General features: G+C 65.8%; 21 protein-coding genes. 12 read left to right on the plus strand and 9 right to left on the minus strand.

The genetic code is table 11. The annotated features are described in order from the left end of the window. Both IC66_RS0128865 and IC66_RS0128870 read left to right on the plus strand, forming a co-directional pair. The coding region (locus IC66_RS0128865) for a sensor histidine kinase (RefSeq protein ID WP_038949996.1) at positions 1 to 724 on the plus strand (724 nt) is incomplete at its 5' end. Then, a complete protein-coding gene (locus IC66_RS0128870) occupies positions 721 to 1,383 on the plus strand; it encodes a response regulator (RefSeq protein ID WP_028140919.1) in 663 nt (220 codons plus the stop codon). The genes IC66_RS0128865 and IC66_RS0128870, both read left to right, overlap by 4 nt. Before the next feature lie 21 nt (positions 1,384 to 1,404). Here IC66_RS0128870 and IC66_RS0128875 read toward each other — a convergent pair whose 3' ends face one another. Next, complete coding sequence (locus IC66_RS0128875) at positions 1,405 to 2,388, minus strand: VOC family protein (protein WP_038949997.1); 984 nt, start codon at positions 2,386 to 2,388, stop codon at positions 1,405 to 1,407. A gap of 144 nt (positions 2,389 to 2,532) precedes the next feature. Between IC66_RS0128875 and IC66_RS0128880 the strand changes: the two genes are divergently transcribed. The 4 genes from IC66_RS0128880 to IC66_RS0128895 all read left to right on the plus strand — a co-directional run bounded on the left by IC66_RS0128880 (position 2,533) and on the right by IC66_RS0128895 (position 7,056). Beyond that, positions 2,533 to 3,324, plus strand: coding sequence for a DNA-binding transcriptional regulator (locus IC66_RS0128880; RefSeq protein ID WP_028140921.1), 792 nt, complete (start codon positions 2,533 to 2,535; stop codon positions 3,322 to 3,324). Positions 3,325 to 3,401: 77 nt separating this feature from the next. Beyond that, positions 3,402 to 4,925, plus strand: a complete 1,524-nt coding sequence (mhpA, locus tag IC66_RS0128885) for a bifunctional 3-(3-hydroxy-phenyl)propionate/3-hydroxycinnamic acid hydroxylase MhpA (RefSeq protein ID WP_038949998.1) — start codon at positions 3,402 to 3,404, stop codon at positions 4,923 to 4,925. A gap of 25 nt (positions 4,926 to 4,950) precedes the next feature. Continuing rightward, positions 4,951 to 5,802, plus strand: coding sequence for a fumarylacetoacetate hydrolase family protein (locus IC66_RS0128890; protein WP_038949999.1), 852 nt, complete (start codon positions 4,951 to 4,953; stop codon positions 5,800 to 5,802). A 42-nt stretch (positions 5,803 to 5,844) separates the two neighbouring features. Further along, entirely contained in the window at positions 5,845 to 7,056 is a 1,212-nt protein-coding gene (locus IC66_RS0128895) for an ABC transporter substrate-binding protein (protein ID WP_038950000.1), read from the plus strand. A 4-nt stretch (positions 7,057 to 7,060) separates the two neighbouring features. On the opposite strand, the gene IC66_RS0128900 is transcribed toward IC66_RS0128895, so the two are convergent. Continuing rightward, the gene (locus tag IC66_RS0128900) at positions 7,061 to 7,903 is read right to left on the minus strand and encodes a hypothetical protein (protein WP_038950001.1); all 843 of its coding nucleotides are present in this window, start codon (positions 7,901 to 7,903) and stop codon (positions 7,061 to 7,063) included. Between the two features lie 213 nt (positions 7,904 to 8,116). Between IC66_RS0128900 and IC66_RS0128905 the strand changes: the two genes are divergently transcribed. The 4 genes from IC66_RS0128905 to IC66_RS0128920 are packed head-to-tail and all read left to right on the plus strand — an operon-like array spanning position 8,117 to position 12,468. After that, positions 8,117 to 9,001: an IclR family transcriptional regulator gene (locus IC66_RS0128905; protein ID WP_038950002.1), complete on the plus strand. Its 885-nt coding sequence runs from the start codon at positions 8,117 to 8,119 to the stop codon at positions 8,999 to 9,001. A 1-nt stretch (position 9,002) separates the two neighbouring features. After that, positions 9,003 to 10,199, plus strand: a complete 1,197-nt coding sequence (locus IC66_RS0128910) for a CaiB/BaiF CoA transferase family protein (protein WP_038950003.1) — start codon at positions 9,003 to 9,005, stop codon at positions 10,197 to 10,199. Positions 10,200 to 10,241: 42 nt separating this feature from the next. Further along, positions 10,242 to 11,228: a Bug family tripartite tricarboxylate transporter substrate binding protein gene (locus IC66_RS0128915; protein ID WP_038950004.1), complete on the plus strand. Its 987-nt coding sequence runs from the start codon at positions 10,242 to 10,244 to the stop codon at positions 11,226 to 11,228. Between the two features lie 19 nt (positions 11,229 to 11,247). After that, positions 11,248 to 12,468, plus strand: coding sequence for an ABC transporter substrate-binding protein (locus IC66_RS0128920; protein WP_038950005.1), 1,221 nt, complete (start codon positions 11,248 to 11,250; stop codon positions 12,466 to 12,468). A gap of 31 nt (positions 12,469 to 12,499) precedes the next feature. Here the strand turns inward: IC66_RS0128920 and IC66_RS0128925 are convergent, their stop codons facing one another. The 4 genes from IC66_RS0128925 to IC66_RS0128940 all read right to left on the minus strand — a co-directional run bounded on the left by IC66_RS0128925 (position 12,500) and on the right by IC66_RS0128940 (position 14,488). Next, positions 12,500 to 12,766: a hypothetical protein gene (locus tag IC66_RS0128925; RefSeq protein ID WP_038950006.1), complete on the minus strand. Its 267-nt coding sequence runs from the start codon at positions 12,764 to 12,766 to the stop codon at positions 12,500 to 12,502. Positions 12,767 to 13,140: 374 nt separating this feature from the next. Further along, positions 13,141 to 13,326, minus strand: coding sequence for a hypothetical protein (locus IC66_RS46495; RefSeq protein ID WP_038950007.1), 186 nt, complete (start codon positions 13,324 to 13,326; stop codon positions 13,141 to 13,143). A gap of 281 nt (positions 13,327 to 13,607) precedes the next feature. Next, the gene (locus IC66_RS0128935; RefSeq protein ID WP_028140934.1) at positions 13,608 to 14,099 is read right to left on the minus strand and encodes an SRPBCC family protein; all 492 of its coding nucleotides are present in this window, start codon (positions 14,097 to 14,099) and stop codon (positions 13,608 to 13,610) included. Further along, positions 14,099 to 14,488 carry an ArsR/SmtB family transcription factor gene (locus IC66_RS0128940; protein ID WP_028140935.1) on the minus strand — a complete coding sequence of 130 codons (390 nt, stop codon included), beginning with the start codon at positions 14,486 to 14,488 and terminating at the stop codon, positions 14,099 to 14,101. The genes IC66_RS0128935 and IC66_RS0128940 overlap by 1 nt, the downstream gene beginning before the upstream one ends. Before the next feature lie 284 nt (positions 14,489 to 14,772). On the opposite strand from IC66_RS0128940, the gene IC66_RS0128945 reads away from it, so the two are divergent. Beyond that, positions 14,773 to 15,834, plus strand: a complete 1,062-nt coding sequence (locus IC66_RS0128945; RefSeq protein WP_038950008.1) for a serine hydrolase — start codon at positions 14,773 to 14,775, stop codon at positions 15,832 to 15,834. An 80-nt stretch (positions 15,835 to 15,914) separates the two neighbouring features. Here IC66_RS0128945 and IC66_RS0128950 read toward each other — a convergent pair whose 3' ends face one another. Further along, the gene (locus IC66_RS0128950; RefSeq protein ID WP_038950010.1) at positions 15,915 to 16,739 is read right to left on the minus strand and encodes an outer membrane protein; all 825 of its coding nucleotides are present in this window, start codon (positions 16,737 to 16,739) and stop codon (positions 15,915 to 15,917) included. A gap of 273 nt (positions 16,740 to 17,012) precedes the next feature. Beyond that, entirely contained in the window at positions 17,013 to 17,717 is a 705-nt protein-coding gene (locus tag IC66_RS0128955) for an SDR family oxidoreductase (protein WP_028140938.1), read from the minus strand. Positions 17,718 to 17,832: 115 nt separating this feature from the next. Here IC66_RS0128955 and IC66_RS0128960 point away from each other — a divergent pair, with 115 nt between their 5' ends. Then, the gene (locus IC66_RS0128960) at positions 17,833 to 18,675 is read left to right on the plus strand and encodes a GNAT family N-acetyltransferase (protein WP_038950011.1); all 843 of its coding nucleotides are present in this window, start codon (positions 17,833 to 17,835) and stop codon (positions 18,673 to 18,675) included. Between the two features lie 3 nt (positions 18,676 to 18,678). Here the strand turns inward: IC66_RS0128960 and IC66_RS0128965 are convergent, their stop codons facing one another. Beyond that, positions 18,679 to 19,125, minus strand: coding sequence for a hypothetical protein (locus IC66_RS0128965; RefSeq protein WP_028140940.1), 447 nt, complete (start codon positions 19,123 to 19,125; stop codon positions 18,679 to 18,681). Positions 19,126 to 19,175: the final 50 nt, after the last annotated feature.

The following is a 19,175-nucleotide window of genomic DNA, read 5'->3' on the forward strand; positions in this document are numbered from 1 at the left end:
CCGCGACGGCTTCAACCATCTCGCCGAAAGCCTCGACAATGCGCTCGCCGAGCGCAGCGAGCTGACGCGCAAGCTGATCGCGCTCCAGGACGACGAGCGCCGCCATCTGGCGCGTGAGCTGCACGACGAGTTCGGCCAGTCGCTGGCCGCCATCCGCGCGCTCGCCTCCTCCGCCCGCCAGACCGCCGCGCAGGACTGCCCCGCTTTGCTCGGCGAATGCGACGGTATCGCGCGGACCGCGACCAGCATGATGGAGACGCTGCGCGGCGCGCTGTTCCGGCTGCGCCCGCCCGACGTCGAGGAGCTCGGGCTGGTGGCGAGCCTGGAAGGCCTCGTCGCGGGCTGGAACGGACGCAGCCGCGGCGAGACGCGCTTTTCGATCCATTTCGACGGCGCGGTCGAGACCCTGCCCGCCGCGATCAGCGCCAACCTCTACCGCATCGTGCAGGAGGCGCTGACCAACGCCGCCAAGCACGCCGGCGCCACCAAGGTGGACCTGCATCTGACGATGGCGGCAGACGAGATCGCGCTTGCCATCGACGACGATGGCCGGCCGAACGATGCCTCCAGCAAATCCGGCATGGGCCTGCTCGGCATGCGCGAGCGCGTTGCGGCCTTGCGCGGCCGGATGAGCTTCGAAGTCGGCGCCAACGGCGGCTCGGCGCTGCGCGTCGTCATTACGCTCACCGCCGCCGAGCGGCAGGCGCTGGAGCATGCGGCATGAGCGCGGCCGATGCCTCCATCCTGCTGGTCGACGACCATTCCGTGGTCCGCGAGGGCTATCGCTCCGTACTCCAGAAGCAGCCGGGCCTGCGCGTCATCGCCGAAGCCGCTGACGGCGCAGAGGCCTACCGGCTGTACAAATCCGAGGCGCCCGACCTCGTCATCATGGATCTGAGCATGCCCGGCATCGGCGGCATCGAGGCCGTCAGGCGGATCAGGCAGTGGGACAAGGGCGCAAGGATCCTCATCTTCACCATGCACCAGAATGCGGGCTTCGCCGTGCAGGCGATCCGCGCCGGCGCCAGGGGTTACGTCACCAAGACCAGCCCGCCGGAAACGCTGGTACGGGCCGTGATGGACGTGCTCGCCGGCAAGATCGCCATCAGCCCCGACATCGATCACGAGCTGGCGCTGAGCCGGCTCGGCGGCGAAAGCTCGGCCGCCGACGTCCTCACCGCGCGCGAGTTCGAGGTGATGCGGCTGCTGCTCGCGGAGCGGACGACGGAGGAGATCGCCGAAACGCTGCATGTCAGCCCGAAGACGGTGGCGAACCTGCATTCCCTGATCAAGGACAAGCTCGGCGTCGGCTCCGACATCGAGCTGGTCCGCCTCGCCTTGCGCCAGGGACTGTTGACCGAGCCCGATCTCGGCGAAGCGTGATGGACCCCGAGAAGCGGCCGATTATTCGCGCGCGACCACCTGGTCCAGCCACGCGCAGTTGAGCGGCGGCACGCGGGGATCAGCGACGCGAACGCCGCGCGCTGCCGCATCGAGCCGCATGTCGCGCAGGCGCTTGCGCTGCTCCTCCGGCATATGCAGCCGCTCGTGGCCCCACAGCGACGGGCCGTCGAAGGTCTCGTGCGGTTGCCAGGTCTCGGGATCGATGACGCGCGCACCCCAGCCATATTCGATGAAGAACCCGGACGGCGTATTCACGTAGAACGAGGTCATGTGGTCGTTGGTGTGCCGGCCCAGCGTATAGGCGATACGGCCCTCGTCCAGCTGCGCGAGGTCGTAGCCCTGACCGACATCGTCGAGGCTGCCGAGCTCGACCATGAAATGATGCATCGCCTTGCGCCCCGAGCCGACCATCGCAAAGCTGTGGTGGCGGCCGTTGACGTGGAAGAAATACAGCCCATAGGGCTTCAGCCCGAAATCCGAGACGTGGAAGCCGAGCAGGTCGCGGTAGAACGGCAAAAGCGGCTCGACATCCTCCACGTTGAGCACGACGTGCCCCATGCCGAGCGCGCCGGTACGGAAGCCCGAGATCGGCCGGCCCGGCTTGAACGGCTCGCTCGCAAGCTCCGGCTTGCAGAAGGCCTCGAGCCGGTTGCCGGCGGGATCGACGAACACGATCAGTTCGGCGACATGCCGCTCGTCGGCGAGCGCGCGCGAGCCGCGCGTCACCTTGACGCCGTGGGTTTCGAGCCGTCCCGCCAATTGATCCAGCTCTGCCATGGACGGAACTTCCCAGCCCATCACTGCAAGGCCGGCGTCGCTACTGCCGTCGACGATCAGCCGCTGCTTGCGATCGTCCATGCGGAACGCGCGCATCTTGCCGCCGCGATCGACCTGCTGCATGCCGAGCAGCCCCGTCGCCATCCGGCCCCACTGATCGAGCTGCGATGAGTTGATCCCGATATAACCGAGCGCGGTGATTTCCATCGAATTCCTCCCGAAGGCATCGCGCGTGCCGCAATGCGGCGAACTTGATACCGGCTGCGCACGATTCTACGGTGGCGTTCCGCAATCGCTTCGCGTTCGCAACGATAATCGCGGGACCGTGCGCCACAAGGGAGGAAATGCGAAGTGTCCAAGGAGCGGACGGGGACGGGCGCACCACGGCAGTCGGAAGGCGTCCGCGCCTTCAAGCGCGGACTTGACGTGCTGCGAGAGGTCAATCGCTCGGGCGGCATCCGTGCCGGCGACGTTGCTCGCGCGCTCGACCTGCCCCGCCCGACCGTCTATCGCCTGCTCGAAACCCTGGAGGAACTTGGCTATATCGCCCGCAGCGCCAGCGACGACCGTTTCCGGGTCACCCGGCGCGCGCTGAGCCTCGGCGATGGCTACGACCCCGGCGTGGTGATCTGCCAGGCGGCGGCGCCTTATCTTGCCGAACTCAGCAAGACCCTGGTCTGGCCCGTCGATCTCTCGACTTATGAGAACGCCGCGATGGTGGTGCAGGAAACCACCCATTCGCGCAGCCCGCTCTCGATCGACCGCGGCATGATCGGCAAGCGTCTGCCGATGCTGCGAACCTCTGCCGGGCGCGCGTATCTCGCCGCCTGCCCGGCGCGCGAGCGCGACCTCATCGTCAATCATCTGCGCCGGATCGACGAGGCCGACGACCGCCCCTTTCTCGACGAAGCCCGCCTCGACCGCATGATTGCCGAGACTGCCCGGCGCGGTTACGCGATCCGCAGCGAGGGCGAGTATAATCCCAAGACGGCTTCGATCGCCGTACCCATCGTCCGCGGCGGCGTCGTGTTCGGTTGCATCTCCATCATCTGGATTCGCTCGGCACTGGGGATCGAGGAGGCAATTGCGCAATTTGCAGCGCAGCTTCAGGAGACGGCCGCGGCCATCCCGGTCGAGGTCTAGACTCCGTCCGTCCGCTGGGCGGACACTTGGCGCGGCGGCGTTGATGCTGCGGCGCGGCTTGGGGAAGAGATAGCCCCATGCAAGATAAATCCGCCCCCGAAGAATTTGATGTCGTGATCGTCGGCCGCGGGCCGGTTGGTGCGACACTTGCCAATCTGCTCGGCCTCCGCGGCGTGCGGACACTGGTGCTGGAGCGCGAGACGCAGACCTATCATCTGCCGCGCGCGGTGCATTTCGACGACGAATGCATGCGCGTATTCCAGACCGTCGGCCTTGCCGACGCGATCCTGCCGCATGTCATCCTGAGCCCCGGCATGCTCTTCCTCGACGCCAACGGCAAGATGTTGCTGGATTGGTCGCGCCCGCAGACGCTGACGCCGATGGGCTGGCATCTCAGCTACCGCTTTCACCAACCTGATCTTGAGGACGTACTGATCAGCGGCCTCGCCCGCTGGCCGCACGTCACCTTGCGCAGCCGCTGCGACGTGTTCGCGCTGGACCAGGACGAAGACGGCGTGCGCGTCCGCTACGAGGACCTGTCGAGCGGAAAGCTCACCGAGGTCAGAGCCGGCTATGTGATCGGCTGCGACGGCGCCCGCTCGCTGGTCCGCCGCTTCATCGGCTCCAGCATGGACGATCTCGGCTTCCACGAGCGCTGGTTGGTGATCGACGTGCTGCTCAAGCGCGCGCGCGACGATCTCGGCGACTACAGTCTCCAGCATTGCGATCCAAGGCGGCCGGCGACCTATGTGCGCGGCACCGGCACGCGGCGCCGCTGGGAGATCACGATCCTCCCGGACGAGGATTCTCAGGAGATCGCGCAACCGGCAAAGGTCTGGGACCTGCTGTCGCGCTGGATCACGCCTGATGATGCCGAGCTCGAACGCGCCGCGGTCTACACGTTTCATTCGGTCATCGCACGGCAATGGCGGAGCGGCCGATTGTTTCTTGCGGGCGATTCCGCGCACCAGACCCCGCCCTTCCTCGGCCAGGGCATGTGCGCCGGCATCCGCGATGCCGCCAACCTCGCCTGGAAGCTCGCCGCAATCATCCAGGGCGGCGCCGCACCCGATCTGCTCGACACCTACCAGAGCGAGCGCCAGCCGCATGTGCGCGAGTTCATCGAGCTCGCCATCCGTCTCGGCGGCGTGATCAACACCAAGGCGATCGAGGCCGGCCTTGCTGCCGGCGAAGCGCGCGAGAACGCGCCGGTCAAGCTGGACGTGAAGAAGCCCCTGCTCGGCCCCGGGCTCACGTTCAGCGACCTGCCGCTCGCCGGCCATCTCGCACCGCAATTCATGCTGCGCGACGGAGGCCGCAGCGACGACCGGACCGGCTATCATCATGTGCTGCTCGTCGAGGCCGCGGCCGTACTGCCGCCGCGCCTGGCGCTGGCGCAGGCCGGGATCGAGATCCTCGCCGGCGACGACGCCGAAGGCGTCCGAGACTGGCTGCGCAAGCACGGCATCATCGCCGCACTGGTTCGTCCCGACCGTTACATCCGCGGCACCGCCCGCGACAAGCCCGAGTTCGAGCGACTCGTCGCCGCCGCCATTCCTGCAACCCAGATTCCCTTAACCCAAGCGCCGTCCGCGGCCTGATCGAACCCATTTTCAAGGACATCTCATGAAGCTGCTCTCATTCGTCGCCGGCGGACGCGCCTCTTTCGGTGCCGTCAAGGACAACGGCGTCGTCGATCTCGGCGCGCGCATGGCGCCCTGCGCCACGCTGCGGCAGTTGCTCGAAGCCGGTCGCCTTGGCGAGGCGGCAAAGATCGTCGCGTCCGCTGCGCCCGATCATCCGCTCGACAAAGTCACCTTCGCACCGGTGATCCCCGATCCCGGCAAGATCATCTGCGTCGGCCTGAACTACCGCGACCACGTCGCCGAGACCGGGCGCACCGTCACCGAGAAGCCGGCGCTGTTCGTGCGCTTTCCCTGCAGCCAGGTCGGCCATCTCCAGCCGATCGTGAAGCCCAGGGTGAGCGACGATTTCGATTATGAAGGCGAGCTCGCGCTGGTGATCGGCAAGCAAGGCCGGCACATCCCGGCTGGCCACGCGCTCGATCACATCGCCGGTTATTCCTGCTACAATGAGGGCAGCATCCGCGATTGGCAGCGCCACACCAGCCAGTTCCTTTCCGGAAAGACCTTTGCGGAGAGCGGCAGCTTCGGTCCGTGGCTGGTGACGACGGACGAGATTCCAGATCCGTCGAAGCTCACCTTGCGGACGCGCCTGAACGGCGCCGTCGTGCAGGACACTACCACCGACCTCCTGATCACGGGCATTCCCGAGCTGATCGCCTACATCTCCACGATCTGCCCGCTCGTTCCCGGCGACGTCATCGTCACCGGCACGCCCGGCGGCGTCGGCGCCAAGCGCACGCCGCCGCTGTGGATGCGTCCCGGCGATACCGTCGAGGTCGAGATCTCGGGCATCGGAACCTTGCGCAACAAGGTCGTCGCCGAACCGGCCTGACCACGCCTTCGAGCAATCAAGAACGACAAGTCAGGAAACGCCATGACCAAACTCCGCACGACGTCCGCCTCCACCTTGCTCATCACGCTGGCGCTCGCAGGCCCGCCTGCGCGCGCCGAGATCAAGGCCGATGCCATCCGCATCGGCGTGCTCACCGACATGAACGGCGTGTTCGCGACCGCGATGGGCCCGGGCTCGGTCGAGGCGGCACGGATGGCCGCGGAGGAGTTCGGCGGCAAGATCAACGGCAAGCCGATCGAGATCCTGCAGGCCGATCACCAGAACAAGCCGGATCTGGCAGCATCACTCGCCCGCAAATGGTTCAGCGAAGGCGTCCAGGCGGTCGCCGACGGCGGCAGCTCCGGCGCGGCCCTCGCCGTGCAGGAGCTGGTGCGCGGCAACGGCAAGATCTTCCTCGTCTCCGGCGCCGGTGCCAACCAGCTCACCGATGAGGCCTGCGCGCCGACCAGCGTGCAGTGGACCCAGGACGCCTATTCCACGGCGACGGCCGTGGTCTCCGGCATCATGCAGACCAGCAAGGAGCCATGGTTCTTCATCACCGGCGACTATGCCTTCGGGCATTCGATCGAAGCGACCGCGCGCGCCCGTATCGGCGAGCTCGGCGGCAAGGTCGCCGGCAGCGTCAAGGCGCAGCTCGGCACGCCCGATTTCAGCTCATTCCTGCTGCAGGCACAGTCGTCGGGCGCCAAGATCCTCGCCATCAACGTCGCCGGCGACAACGCCACCGCCATCAAGCAGGCCGAGGAGTTCGGCCTCGCCGACCAGGGCATCAAGATCGTGCCGATGTCGTTCCAGAACGTCGACATCGAGTCGGTCGGGCTGAAGGCGACCCGCGGCGACCTCATCGTCACCTCGTTCTTCGAGGACGTCTCGCCGGCCGCGCGAAAATTCTCCGACGCCTTCTATGCGCGACGCAAGGCCATGCCCTCGCAGATCCAGGCAGGCGTCTATTCCGCCGTGCGTCACTATCTGCAGGCAATCAAGGACACCGATACCGACGACAGCGCCGCCGTGATGGCGAAGATGAAGGCGACACCGGTGTCGGATGCCTACACGCCCCACGGCCGCATCCGCGAGGACCAGCGCATGGTACATGATCTCTATCTGGTGCAGGTCAAGACACCCGAGGAGTCCAAGGGCCCGTGGGATTTCGTCAAGCTGGTCGCGACGATCCCGCCCGACCAGGCCTTCCGTCCGCTCGACCGCAGCAAGTGCAGCCTGGTGGGCAAATAGCCGCTTAGGCGAGATACCGCGCCAGATAGCCTTCCATCGCATACAGCGCGCAGAGCGCGAGGCTCGACCACACCGCGGCGCTGAAATACAGGAACATCCAGGTCAGCTCGCCCTTCCAATGCGCGATGTCGTGGGTCACCACCCAGCGCGTCGAGACGTCATGCAGGCCTTCGAGGAAGCCCAGGAACGTGTTGCCCTCGGCGTGCCCTGCGCGCCAGCGGCTGAGATACATCGGCACGTCGACGGTGACGAGGAAGGCGAGGAAGCAGGCGATGCCGACGATGCCTGACATCAGCGCCCAGCGCACCACGCCCTGGAATTCCGGCATCAGGCGGCACAGCGCGATGCCGGCGAGGAAGAAGGTCACCGCCCACAGCGAGTTCTCGATCGCGTTGTAGAGGAAGTTGGTCGTCACCACCGCGTACCAGGAGAAACACTCCGCGATGATGATGATCGGCACGATGACGAGCGCGATGTTCACCGCGGTCTCGGCGCCCGTCATCTTGCCGAGCTGATGCAGGATGATGGCCCATTGCGCGACGAAGCAGAGCTCGGCCACGGTCGCGACCGTGCGGCCGACGACGACGCTCGACAGCCAGGTGTCGAACAGGCAGATGCGCTGCACGTCGGCGCGCGGCAGGAACGAGCGGAACGCGCAGCCGAACACGTAGCCGGCGCACAGCAGGAACATCAGCCCGATGTCAGAGCCGCCGCTGAGGCTGCCCGCAGGCGTCGGGTAGAATTCGCGGTACAGCATGAACCACACCAGGATATTGGCGCCGCTCACGAGCGTGAGGGATCCCCACCACCACGCGAGGGGATTTGACCGCGCCTGCCACTGCAACATGAACCGCTCCGCAAATTATCGATCTGACATGTCGTCGTAATAATCCTGTCACAACACGACATGCAATCACGACAAAAATCTGTGTGTGCGGCCCGGTCCGGCGCGTCCTTCAACGAAAACGTCGACGCGATATCGGTGTCCACATATCGGACAATTTCGCCGATGTTGTCGAATTTATTGGACAGAAGTAATTTGACCGTCTGATATTCGTGGATGGCCCCGAGAGATTCATCCAAACCGCGACATCCGCTCTCCTCCGCCGCCGCAGTGCTGGCGGACAGTGTCGATGACGCCGCCTTCGCAACGACACTGGCAAAGGGACTCGTCGTGCTCGAGGCGTTCAAGGCCGGGAGCACGCTGCTGGGTAACATGGAGCTGTCGGCGTTGACGGGCATCCCGCGGCCGACGGTGGCGCGGCTGACGCACACGCTGGCCGAGCTCGGCTACCTCCGCTACGACGCCGAGCGCGCCAAGTACCGCGTCGCTGCGCGGGCACTGCGGATCGCGCATCCTCTGCTTGCCGGGATGCAATTCCGCCAGATGGCGCGGCCCATGATGCAGGAGCTGGCGCTCAGCGTCCGCGGCACGGTCTCGATCGGCCTGCTCGACGCCACCTCGATGATCTATGTCGAGACCGCGCGCTCCGGCGATGTCGGACCGCACGCGCCGGACATCGGCATGCCGATTCCCGTGGTGATGACCGCCATGGGACGCGCCGCGGCGGCGACCTTGCCGCCAGCCGATGCAGACCGGCTCGAACGGAATATCGGTGCTGAAGACCCCGAGCTGTGGTCGGCCTTTCGCGACAAATACCGGGCCGGGATCGCGCAATGCAAAAGCCGCGGCTTCTGCACCTGCTGGGGCGAGTACATGGCCTCCATCCATGCCGTCGCCGCGCCGCTGTTTCACGCCAGCGAATCGAGGCAGTCGTTCTCGATCAATTGCGGCATCCCCGCCTTCCGGCTCCAGCCGGGCCAGCTGGAGGGCGAGATCGGTCCGCGCATCGCGGCGCTTGCCGACAGCATCCGCGCCATCGTCGGGCAGGCAGAGTCCGCGCCGCCGCGCAAGACCAAGAAGATCACAAGCGCCGGAAAATGACATGGCTGGACCGCTCGAGGGACTGAAAGTTCTCGACATCGCGACGATCATTGCAGCGCCGTTCGCAGCAACGCTGCTGGCCGACTACGGCGCCGAGGTGCTCAAGATCGAGATGCCCGGAAACGGCGACGGCGTAAGGTCGTTTCCGCCGTTCAAGGACGGCAAGCCGCTGTGGTGGAAGACCGCCAATCGCAACAAGAAGTTTGCCACGCTCGATCTGCGCACTGGGGAAGGACTTGCGCTGTTCAAGCAGCTGCTTCCGCGCTTCGACGTGCTGATCGAGAATTTCCGTCCCGGAACGCTCGATCGCTGGGGCTTGCCTAAGGAGGTGCTGTGGGCGGTCCAGCCGCGCCTCGTGATCCTGCGCGCCACCGCCTTCGGGCAGGATGGACCCTATCGCGAGCGACCCGGCTTTGCCCGCATCTTCGAGGCCATGGGCGGGCTCACCTACATCACCGGCGAGAGCGACGGCGAACCGACCCATCCGGGATACCCGATCGGGGATTCGATCGGCGGCCTGTTCGGCGCCGTCGGCGTGCTCGCGGCGCTGTGGAAACGGGCGCGCGATCCCGATGCGCCCGGCGAGGAGATCGATCTTTCGCTGACTGAGGCAACCTTCCGCCTGCTCGACGTCCTCGCCATCGAGCACGACCAGCTCGGCACTGTTCGCAGCCGGATCGGCAATTCCAACGGCTATTCGGCGCCGGCCGCCGTGTTTCGCACCAGCGACGATCACTGGGTGACGCTGGCAGGTTCGACCAACGCGCTGTTCGCCGCGAACTGCCGGGCAATCGAGCGCCCCGACCTGATCACCGATCCGCGCTTCGCCAGCAACGACCGGCGCGTCAGGCACGCCGCCGAGCTCAACGACATCTTCGCCGGCTGGTGCGCAGCCCATCCCCTCGAGGAGGTCCTCGCGCGATTCAATGCAGCGCAAGGCACGCTCGCCCCGATCTATTCGATCGACCAGATCGCCGACGACCCGCAAGTGAAGGCGCGCGAGGTGATCACCCGCGTTGCCGACAAGCATTTCGGCACCGTCGCCATGACCAATGTCGTTCCGCGTTTCACCAATGATCCCGCGCGATTGCGTCACGCCGCCGGCGACGTCGGCGAGGACAATGACGAGGTGTTTCGAAACTGGCTCGGCCTTTCGGACCAGGAGATCGAAAGGCTCACCGCGCGAAAGGTGATCTGAAATTAACAAGAAGACCAACAATAAAAAGTGAGGAAGAAAACAGTGACATCATTCAAGGTCACACGCCGAACCCTGCTGGGCACGCTCGCGGGCGGGCTCGCCGCCGGCTCGGGTCTGACGGCCCAGGCCGAGGATGCCTGGCCCTCGCGCATGGTGCGGCTGATCTCGCCCTACGGGCCCGGTGGCTCCAACGACATCTCGTTGCGACTGCTCGCCGAAGAGTTCGGCCGCAGTCTCCGTCAGCAGTTCATCGTCGAGAACAAGCCCGGTGCCGGCACCCGCATCGCCAACGACATGGTCGCCCATGCCCCGGGCGACGGCTACACCATTCTCTATGTCGCGGCTCCCTACGCGACCGCCGAGGCGCTGTTCGGCAAGCTGACCTATCACCGCGGGGATCTGCAGCCGGTCGCAATGGTCGTGGTCGCGCCGCTGTTTCTCATCATCAGCGCCGACGCGCCGTTCAAGACGCTCCCCGAACTGATCGCCTACGGCAAGTCGAAACCGGATGGGCTGACCTTCGCGTCTCCCGGCGCCGGCTCGCAGCCGCACCTTGCCGGAGAGCTCCTGTTTCGCGACGCCGGCGTCAAAGGCCTGAACATTCCGTTCCGGGGCGATGCCGCCTCTTACACCGAGCTGCTCGCCGGCCGCGTCGATGCCACACTGACGGCGCTGCCGACCGCCCTGCCCTACATCCAGAGCGGCAAGTTCACCGTGCTCGGCGTCGCCTCGCCCGAGCGCAGCGCGCTCTACCCGCAGGCGCCTACACTGCGCGAGCAGGGTTTTCCCAACGTCGCTGCCGCCGGCTGGTACGGCTTCATGGCGCCCGCCACGACGCCGCGCGCGATCGTCGACAGGTTTCAGGCCGAAGTTCTGCGCGCGCTCGCCGAGCCCGCGATCAAGGACAAGCTGACCGCCCAGGGCCTCGAAGTGCGTGCCGGCACCGCGGCCGAGTTCGGCCAGTTCATCGACGCCGAGACGCAGAAATGGACCAAGCTGATCCGCGACGCCGGTCTCAAGGGCGAATAGCAATCGGGAAGGACCGGACATGACAAGCACTCTTCTCAATCACATCGCGGCCTCCGCACTGCTTGTCGCGCTGTCGAGCGCGGCAGCGCAGGCGCAGAAAAAATACGATTCCGGCGCGTCCGACACGGCGATCAAGGTCGGTCAGACCGTGCCGCTCAGCGGCCCGGCCTCGGCCTATGCCGTGATCGGCAAGACCCAGGCCGCCTACATGAAGATGATCAACGACCAGGGCGGCGTGAACGGCCGCAAGGTCGAGCTGATCCAGTATGACGATGCCTATTCGCCGCCGAAGACCGTGGAGCAGATCCGCAGGCTGGTCGAAAGCGACGAGGTGCTGCTGACGTTCCAGATCATCGGCACCGCGCCGAACGTCGCCGTGCAGAAATATCTCAACGCCAAGAAGATCCCGCAGCTGTTTGCCGCGACTGGCGCGGCGCGCTTCACCGATCCCAAGAACTTTCCCTGGACTATGGGATTCAACCCCTCCTACCTCGTCGAAGGCCGCATCTACGCGCAATATCTGCTGAAGAACCATCCGAACGCGAAGATCGGCGTGCTCTACCAGAACGACGACCTCGGCAAGGATTATCTCGCCGGACTCAAGGCCGGCCTCGGCGACAAGGCGAAGATGATCGTGGCCGAGACATCCTATGAGATCACCGAGCCGACGATCGACTCGCAGATCCTGCGGCTGAAGGATGCCGGCGCCGACGTGCTGTTCAGCGCCACCACGCCGAAACAGGCGGCGCAGGCCATCAAGAAGGTCGCGGAGATCGGCTGGAAGCCGCTACACATCATCGACATCAACGCCTCCTCGCTCAGCGCCGTGCTGAAGCCGGCAGGTCTGGACAATTCCAAGGGTGTCGTCAGCGTCGGTTACGTCAAGGATGCCGCCGACCCCGAATGGAAGGACGATTCCGGCATGAAGCGCTACCTCGCCTTCATGGCGAAATACTATCCCGACGGCGACAAGGATTCGAACCTGAACGTCTATGGGTACATCACCGCCCAGCTGCTGGTTCAGGTGCTGAAACAATGCGGCGACGACCTCACTCGCGACAACGTGATGCGGCAGGCCGCCAGTCTCAAGAACGTCGAGCTCGACCTGACGCTGCCGGGGATCTCGGTCACGACCACGCCGACCGACTATCGCATCAACAAGCAGTTCCAGATGGTGCAGTTCGACGGCCAGCGCTGGCAGAAGCTCGGCGACATCGTGACAGACGAAGCGAAAGAGTGAGGCGGCGACAGGCGCAATTCCGTTGCGGCGCTCATTGCCCTCCAGCGAGGCGGCTGCCGCTGCGGATGACATCGTCGCGTTGGCCGACATGGCGCTGATATTCGGAGATCGCGCGGTTGGCCATCCGGATCCGGTTCGTCTGCCCCTCCTCGACCATCATGGTGATGCGCTGTGCCAGAAACACGCAGGCCTCGAACTCGTCGCCGATGGCGCCCGTCCGCGTGAGAAAGTTCCAGGCGATCTCATAGGCCTGTTCGGCGGCGGGGTTGCGGTAGTCGCTGAAGATAATGTGCGCCATCACCGGCAAAGCCGCAGGCGCGCGATCGTTCCTGTGGCGAGCGCACTGCCGAGCTGAGGCCATAGAAAAACCACCGGCCGCTCTGGCGTGCCGGTGGTCCATATCGGCAGGGATTGCGTGGGGCTACGCCGCCTGGCGCTGATGCGACAGGAACTCCATGGTCACCTTATCGACATTGGAGTCGATCCAGGCGGCCATGCACCGAAGTTAACCTGCGATAGCACCGCCAACACCTTCGCCGACGCAGCTCCTCCACATCGACGCGCGTAGGAACGGTTGGCCGCGCGCGTGATTGGTCCGCCGTAACCTCAGGGAGAAACAACATGCGTAAGACAATTCTGACGATCTTCACAGCAGCCGTGCTGGCTGGTGCTTCAGTCGGCGCAGCGGTCGCACAAGGTGCCGGCGGTGGTGCAGGTGGTGGTGCAGGTGGTGCGGGAGGTGCAGGCGCCGGTGGCGCCGGTGCCGGAGCGGGAGCAGGTGCTGGCGGCAGCGGCGCTGCCGGAGGAAGCGGAAGCGCTGGCGACGGCTCCGGCGGCGGCAGTGGCGGAATCACTCATACGCAACGCGGCGGGCAAGGCGCCTCCAGCGCTCCAGGCATGCGCAACGAGACCACTCCGCCGTCGAGCGGCACCACACCGCGCCGCTAGAGCATGATCCGGAAAAGTATGCGGCGGTTTTCCGGAAGGATCATGCTCAAACGATAAGCTAAAGCGCGATGAGGATTCATCCTGCTCTCATCGCGCTTTAGTTGCCTCGTCGATCGCGCTCCTGGGAAACCGATCCTTCGAGATGTACGAAAGCGCTCCCGGCGAATCCTTCGCCGGGAGCGCTTCTGTCTTCACCGCTTCATGCCCGCCACATAGGCCGCGAGCTTGTCCAGCGTCTGATAGCCATATTCGACGGCGCCGAAGCCGATCATGCCATCGCGCTGCGCGGTGCTCGAGGCCAGCTGGCGCATCATCAGCACGGTCTTGCCATTGCTCTGCTCGGCAAAGGTGACTGTGAAGCGGAACATGCCGGGATCCTCGTCCTGGTCGACGCCGTGATCCATCTCCATCAGCTGCGGCCGCTCGATGCGGCGGAAACGCATGCGGTTCGGATAGACCGTGCCGTCGGGGCCGATCATGTTGAAGCGCCAGACGCCGCCGACGCGTACGTCGATCTCGAAGGTCTCGATCTTGAATCCCTTCGGCCCGAACCATTGCGGCAGATGCTTCGGGTCGGACCACGCCTCGAACACCAGATCGCGCGGCGCGTCGATCACGCGTGACATCACGATCTCACGGTCGAGCGACCATTGCGATAGAGCGGGATTGGCAGAATTCGTCATCACTCGGAACCTTTCCGTTTGGTTGTTCGGGACGGCCGCCTGGCGGCCGCCCTCTCCTTCTCTTTCTTGAGCTTCATCACGTAGGCTTCGAACCGGTCGAGCCGCGCCTCCCAGATCGCGCGCTGTTGCTGGAACCAGTCCTCCGCACCGAGCAGCGCATCCGGGCTGAGGCGGCAGGTGCGCACGCGGCCGGATTTCTCTGACAGCACGAGCCCGCTCGTCTCCAGCACATGGATGTGTTTCATGAAGCTCGGCAGCGCCATGGCGAAGGGATCGGCGAGCTCGCCGACGGAGGCCTCGCCGGCACACAGCCGCATCACGATCGCCCGTCTGGTGGGATCGGCGAGCGCTGCGAAGACCTGATCGAGGCGGGGCGATTGGTTAGCCATGAAGCTAACTATAGAGCCGCCGGGTCGGATGTCAATAATTGTTAGCTCATAGGCTAAGTAATTTGATCGCTGGCCGCGAAGCGGAACCTGAAACGCGCAATTGTGAATTGGGCCGCCGGGCGCTTCCCGCTAAATGAGACCGGGGGCACCATTTGCATCGTTCGTCAGGGCACGTGCCGTCTGTTGTCACATCATCATCGTTCACCCGGCGGGCGCTCGCCCGGGCCGCGCTTGTTCCCCTCGCGATCGCGTTTCGCCCACGCCGCGCCTCCGCGGATTCCGACATGATCGCGCAGATGCGCGACATCGTCGCGAGCGAGCTGGCGCCGACCGTGACGCCGGGCCGTGCGGGCGGCCTCGCCGCCGCCCTCTATGCCGGGCGCCATGTCGAATTCTTCAACTACGGTCTTGCCGATGACGCCGCCAAACGGAAGGTGACGCCGGACACGCTGTTCAACCTCGCGTCTCTAAGAAAACCGTTCGAAGCGACGCTGATCGCACTCGGCACGCTGCGCGGCGAGCTGCGGCTCGACGACCGCGTCCCTAAATATCTTCCCGAGCTCGACGGCGATTACATCCGCCGCGTCAGCGTCGGCGAGCTGGTCACGCACACCTCGGGGCTGTTGCTGCCGACCGACCATCCGCCCTGGCCGAACGATCAGTTCACGCGCGAGCAGTTCATCGCCATGCTGAACGCCTTCGCGCCGGCGCCCGGCGTCGCACCCGGCCGGCAGCGCATCTACACCCATGCCGGCTACGTGCTGCTTCAGCTCGTGCTCGAGCGCTGCTACGGCATGCCGATCGGCGCGTTGATCCAGCACCGCATTCTCCGCCCCCTCGCCATGGACGCCAGCTTCATCCCCGAGCGCGGCGCGGACAATCGCGCCGTCATGGACGGGGCCTGGATGCGGCGCGTGGTCCAGGGCTATTCCGACCAGGGCACGGCGGTCGGCCCAATCGGCGACCAGCAGAGCTATTTTGACTTTCCCGGCACCGGCCAGATGTTCTCCTCCGCCCGGGATCTTGCCACCTTCGCGGCGGCCTGCGTTGACGGCCGGGCGATCGATCCGAATCTGCGCGAGGCGCTGCGGATGACGCAGCGTGAGGTCTTCCGCGTCGACGACAAGTTCGGACAGGGCATGGCCTGGGAGACCGTGCGTCTGCCGGGCGTCACCGTCATCGACAAGCCCGGCGGCCTCAACAATGCGTCCGGCTATATCGGCCTCGTTCCGTCGCGGCGGATCGCCATCGTCCTGCTCGCCAACCGCGGCGAGTACCCGCACGAGATCGCGCGCTACAAGATCCTGCCCGCGCTGGCGCATCTGCTGGCATCGCACGCAGGCTGAGCTTCACAACAGAAAGCCTTTTCACAACAGAAAACCCCGGCCAGGCCGGGGCTTTCCACGTCAGGATCGGAACGGGATGCTCAGTATCTGGCGACGACCGGTCCGCCGAACTTGTAGTTCACGCCGACGCGCACGATGTTGGACTTGAGATCGACCGAATGGGTGAAGGTCTGGGCCGGCAACGCCACACCGACGTTGAAATTGTTGCTGGTCATGCTGCTGCGGCCAAGATCGACGTAAAGATATTCGGCCTTCAGCGACCAGCCGTTGCCCACGGCGTACTCACCGCCGACGCCTGCTGTCCAGCCGACGCGGGTGTCGCGGATCGCTCCGGACTCGGTCGCGCCAGCAAAGGTGTCGGTGAAGCTGAAGTTGCCCCTCACCTCGGCGATGGCGGCGCCGCCGGTGGCGTAAATCAGCCAGCTCGGCGTCGCGAGGAAGCCGATGCGGCCGCGAATGGTGGCGAGCCAATCGGCCGAGAGCGACGAATTGACCGTGAAGGTGGTCGGCGCGCAGCAGGGATACACGGCCGTGCTGCTCGCGCTGCCCTTGAAGCCGAAATAGTTGATGTCACCCTCGAGGCCGAGCACGGCGTTGTTGACCTGCCAGCTGTAGCCGGCGGTGAAGCCGCCGGTCACACCGGAGCTGTTGATGTGTTGGGCGCCGACCGTCCCGATGGCGGTCACGCTCGAATCGGCGAAATAGGCGGCCACCGGAAACAGCGTGGTGGTGGCGGGGTTCGCGCTGCCCCACTGCCCGCCAACATTGCCGCCGACGTAGAAGCCGGTCCAGTTATAGACTGGCGCCATCACCGGCGCCTTGGTGTAATGCGCCGCGAGGTCGGCCGCCTGAACGGATGCGGTACCCAGGACAACCGAGGCGGCCGCCAGCAAAAACTTCTTCATTCCAGTCTCCTTGCCCCACGCGATTGACCTCGCGCTTCGAATGCGCGCGGGTAAGAGGCAACCGGCGCAGTTAGGGCATAGGGCGTGCGCCACTGCTCGTCTTGGGCTGCGGCGAAGTTCGCAAGGACTGTGACGTAGTGTGCGCCTCGGATCGTGCGAACGGATGACGGGTGTGGCCGAGGAGCCACGCATCAACCACGACCGGCGGCGCGCAGCACGCGCCCGTGTCGCACCACGACAAGCTCGCCAGACCGCGATTCGAGACCGCGCGCTTCAGACCGAGCGCGTCAACCCGCCGTCGACGCGGATGTTCTGGCCGGTGATGTAGGCCGCGCCGTCCGAGGCCAGGAACGAGACCGTCGCGGCGATCTCCTCGACCTTGCCGTAGCGCTTCATGGGCACGCTGTCGCGGCGCGCGTCCAGCTGCGGCAGGCTGTCGATCCAGCCGGGCAGGACGTTGTTCATGCGGATGTTGTCGGCGGCATGGGTGTCGGTGAAGATCTTGGTGAAGGCGGCAAGGCCGGCGCGGAACACCGCCGAGGTCGGGAACATCGCACTGGGCTCGAACGCCCAGGCGGTCGAGATGTTGATGATGGCGCCACCCTTTTGCGCCTGCATGATCGGCGTCACCAGCCGCGTCGGACGGATCACGTTGAGCAGATAGGTGTCGAGGCCGGTGTGCCACTGCTCGTCGGTAATCTCCGTGATGGGCGCACGCGGCCCGTGGCCGGCGCTGTTGACGAGCACGTCGATGCGTCCCCACTTCGCGATGGCGCCGTCGACGAGGCGCTTCAAATCGTCATTCTCCTTGTTGGAGCCGGTGACGCCGAGCCCGCCGAGCTCGGCCGCCAGCGCCTCGCCCTTGCCGGAGGACGACAGGATTGCGACGCGAAAACCGTCGGCCGCCAGCCGCCGCGCAGCCCCTGCCCCCATGCCGCTGCCGCCGGCGGTAACGAGCGCAACCTTCTCTGCTGCCATGACCGATCATCCCTTCAGTTGAGGCGAGCCGCAGGCTCGGCCTATCATGAGGCCTTCTACAGCCAGACCTGTCGGCAGGTCCATGGTCGAAGGCATCCGTCATGAGCAACCCGAAATGAGTGATTTGCTGATCCGCAATCTGCGCCCCGAGGAGATCTCCCTGGCCATCGACTGGGCCGCGGCCGAGGGCTGGAATCCGGGCCACGGCGATGCCGCCTGCTTCGCGGTTCCCGACGCGCAAGGTTTCTTCGTCGGCGAGATCGATAGCGAGCCGGTCGCGACCGTCTCCTGCGTCAATTACGATGATCGCTTCGCCTTCCTCGGCTTCTACATCGTGCGCGATAGTTTTCGCGGCGCGGGCCATGGCCTGCGCATCTGGAACGCGGCGATCGCGCATGCGGGCGCACGCGTCATCGGGCTCGACGGCGTCGTGGCGCAACAGGACAATTACAGGAAATCCGGCTTCCAGCTGGCCTATGCCAACATCCGCTATGGCGGCGGCGTCGCCGCGCGCTCGAGGCCGCCCACTGACGTCGTGGCGCTCGACACGATTCCGTTTGCGCTCGTGGAAGCCGACGACGCCACCGTCTTCCCCGCCCGGCGCAGCGCCTTCCTGCGCACCTGGATCGATACATCAGGCCATGTCGGCCGCGCCCTCGTGCGCGACGGCAAGCTCAAAGCATGGGGCGTGATCCGTCCCTGCCGGACCGGCTGCAAGATCGGCCCGCTCGTCGCCGACGACCGCGCGGCGGCGGAAGCGATCGTGCAGGCTTTGCTTGCGAGCGTCGATGTCGGCGAGATCTTCCTCGACGTCCCCGCCGTCAATCGCGAGGCGATCGCGCTCGCGGAAGCGCTTGGCCTCGAGCCGGTGTTCGAGACGGCGCGGATGTACACGGGAGCGATCCCGCCGCTGCGCGTCGACCGCGTCTTCGGCGTGACCAGCTTCGAGCTAGGCTAGAACTCAGTAGCAGCGCGTGATGTTGACGGTATGCTCGCTGCCGCCGCGGCCGGGCACCGTCACCTGCTCCGTCGGGCAGCTCGGCACATAAGGCCGGTCGGACGGCACCACGTTCGGCGGGAAGCGATGCGACCAGTCCCACGGAACATCATAGGTGTAGGTGTAGCGCACGTCGGTGGAGACCGGTTGCCCGGCATCCACGAAGGGCTGGCTGTAGCCGGCGCCGTCGTAGAAGAACCCGCCGCCGCCCGGCCAGTACACGAAGGGGTTATTCCGCCGGTGGAACCGAGCTCCCGGCCCCATCGGCGCACGCGCCATCGCGCCGGAAGGCGCCGCGGTCACCCCATGCGGCGCGGCGCCGCCGGGTCTGGCAAAACTGTCAATGGGGCTAAGGAGCAGCGCGGCTGCGCTGAGCGAGGCGAATAGCGCCGCATGGGATCTGGACATCATGATACGCACCAACTCGTTTGGCTTAAGCGATAGCGGCTCCCCCCCCCCAC

This window comes from Bradyrhizobium genomosp. III (assembly GCF_000261705.1).
Lineage (GTDB): Bacteria > Pseudomonadota > Alphaproteobacteria > Rhizobiales > Xanthobacteraceae > Bradyrhizobium > Bradyrhizobium ottawaense.

What these genes read in the sequence shown, in the direction of transcription:
- IC66_RS0128920 (WP_038950005.1), top strand. Translation starts at nt 11,248, where the DNA reads ATGACAAGCACTCTTCTCAATCACATCGCGGCCTCCGCACTGCTTGTC.
- IC66_RS0128960 (WP_038950011.1), top strand. Translation starts at nt 17,833, where the DNA reads ATGAGTGATTTGCTGATCCGCAATCTGCGCCCCGAGGAGATCTCCCTG.
- IC66_RS0128940 (WP_028140935.1), bottom strand. Translation starts at nt 14,488, where the DNA reads ATGGCTAACCAATCGCCCCGCCTCGATCAGGTCTTCGCAGCGCTCGCC.
- IC66_RS0128950 (WP_038950010.1), bottom strand. Translation starts at nt 16,739, where the DNA reads ATGAAGAAGTTTTTGCTGGCGGCCGCCTCGGTTGTCCTGGGTACCGCA.
- IC66_RS0128965 (WP_028140940.1), bottom strand. Translation starts at nt 19,125, where the DNA reads ATGATGTCCAGATCCCATGCGGCGCTATTCGCCTCGCTCAGCGCAGCC.
- IC66_RS46495 (WP_038950007.1), bottom strand. Translation starts at nt 13,326, where the DNA reads ATGAGTGATTCCGCCACTGCCGCCGCCGGAGCCGTCGCCAGCGCTTCC.
- IC66_RS0128870 (WP_028140919.1), top strand. Translation starts at nt 721, where the DNA reads ATGAGCGCGGCCGATGCCTCCATCCTGCTGGTCGACGACCATTCCGTG.
- IC66_RS0128900 (WP_038950001.1), bottom strand. Translation starts at nt 7,903, where the DNA reads ATGTTGCAGTGGCAGGCGCGGTCAAATCCCCTCGCGTGGTGGTGGGGA.
- IC66_RS0128955 (WP_028140938.1), bottom strand. Translation starts at nt 17,717, where the DNA reads ATGGCAGCAGAGAAGGTTGCGCTCGTTACCGCCGGCGGCAGCGGCATG.
- IC66_RS0128875 (WP_038949997.1), bottom strand. Translation starts at nt 2,388, where the DNA reads ATGGAAATCACCGCGCTCGGTTATATCGGGATCAACTCATCGCAGCTC.
- IC66_RS0128935 (WP_028140934.1), bottom strand. Translation starts at nt 14,099, where the DNA reads ATGACGAATTCTGCCAATCCCGCTCTATCGCAATGGTCGCTCGACCGT.
- IC66_RS0128910 (WP_038950003.1), top strand. Translation starts at nt 9,003, where the DNA reads ATGGCTGGACCGCTCGAGGGACTGAAAGTTCTCGACATCGCGACGATC.
- IC66_RS0128905 (WP_038950002.1), top strand. Translation starts at nt 8,117, where the DNA reads ATGGCCCCGAGAGATTCATCCAAACCGCGACATCCGCTCTCCTCCGCC.
- IC66_RS0128925 (WP_038950006.1), bottom strand. Translation starts at nt 12,766, where the DNA reads ATGGCGCACATTATCTTCAGCGACTACCGCAACCCCGCCGCCGAACAG.
- IC66_RS0128895 (WP_038950000.1), top strand. Translation starts at nt 5,845, where the DNA reads ATGACCAAACTCCGCACGACGTCCGCCTCCACCTTGCTCATCACGCTG.
- mhpA (WP_038949998.1), top strand. Translation starts at nt 3,402, where the DNA reads ATGCAAGATAAATCCGCCCCCGAAGAATTTGATGTCGTGATCGTCGGC.
- IC66_RS0128945 (WP_038950008.1), top strand. Translation starts at nt 14,773, where the DNA reads ATGATCGCGCAGATGCGCGACATCGTCGCGAGCGAGCTGGCGCCGACC.
- IC66_RS0128890 (WP_038949999.1), top strand. Translation starts at nt 4,951, where the DNA reads ATGAAGCTGCTCTCATTCGTCGCCGGCGGACGCGCCTCTTTCGGTGCC.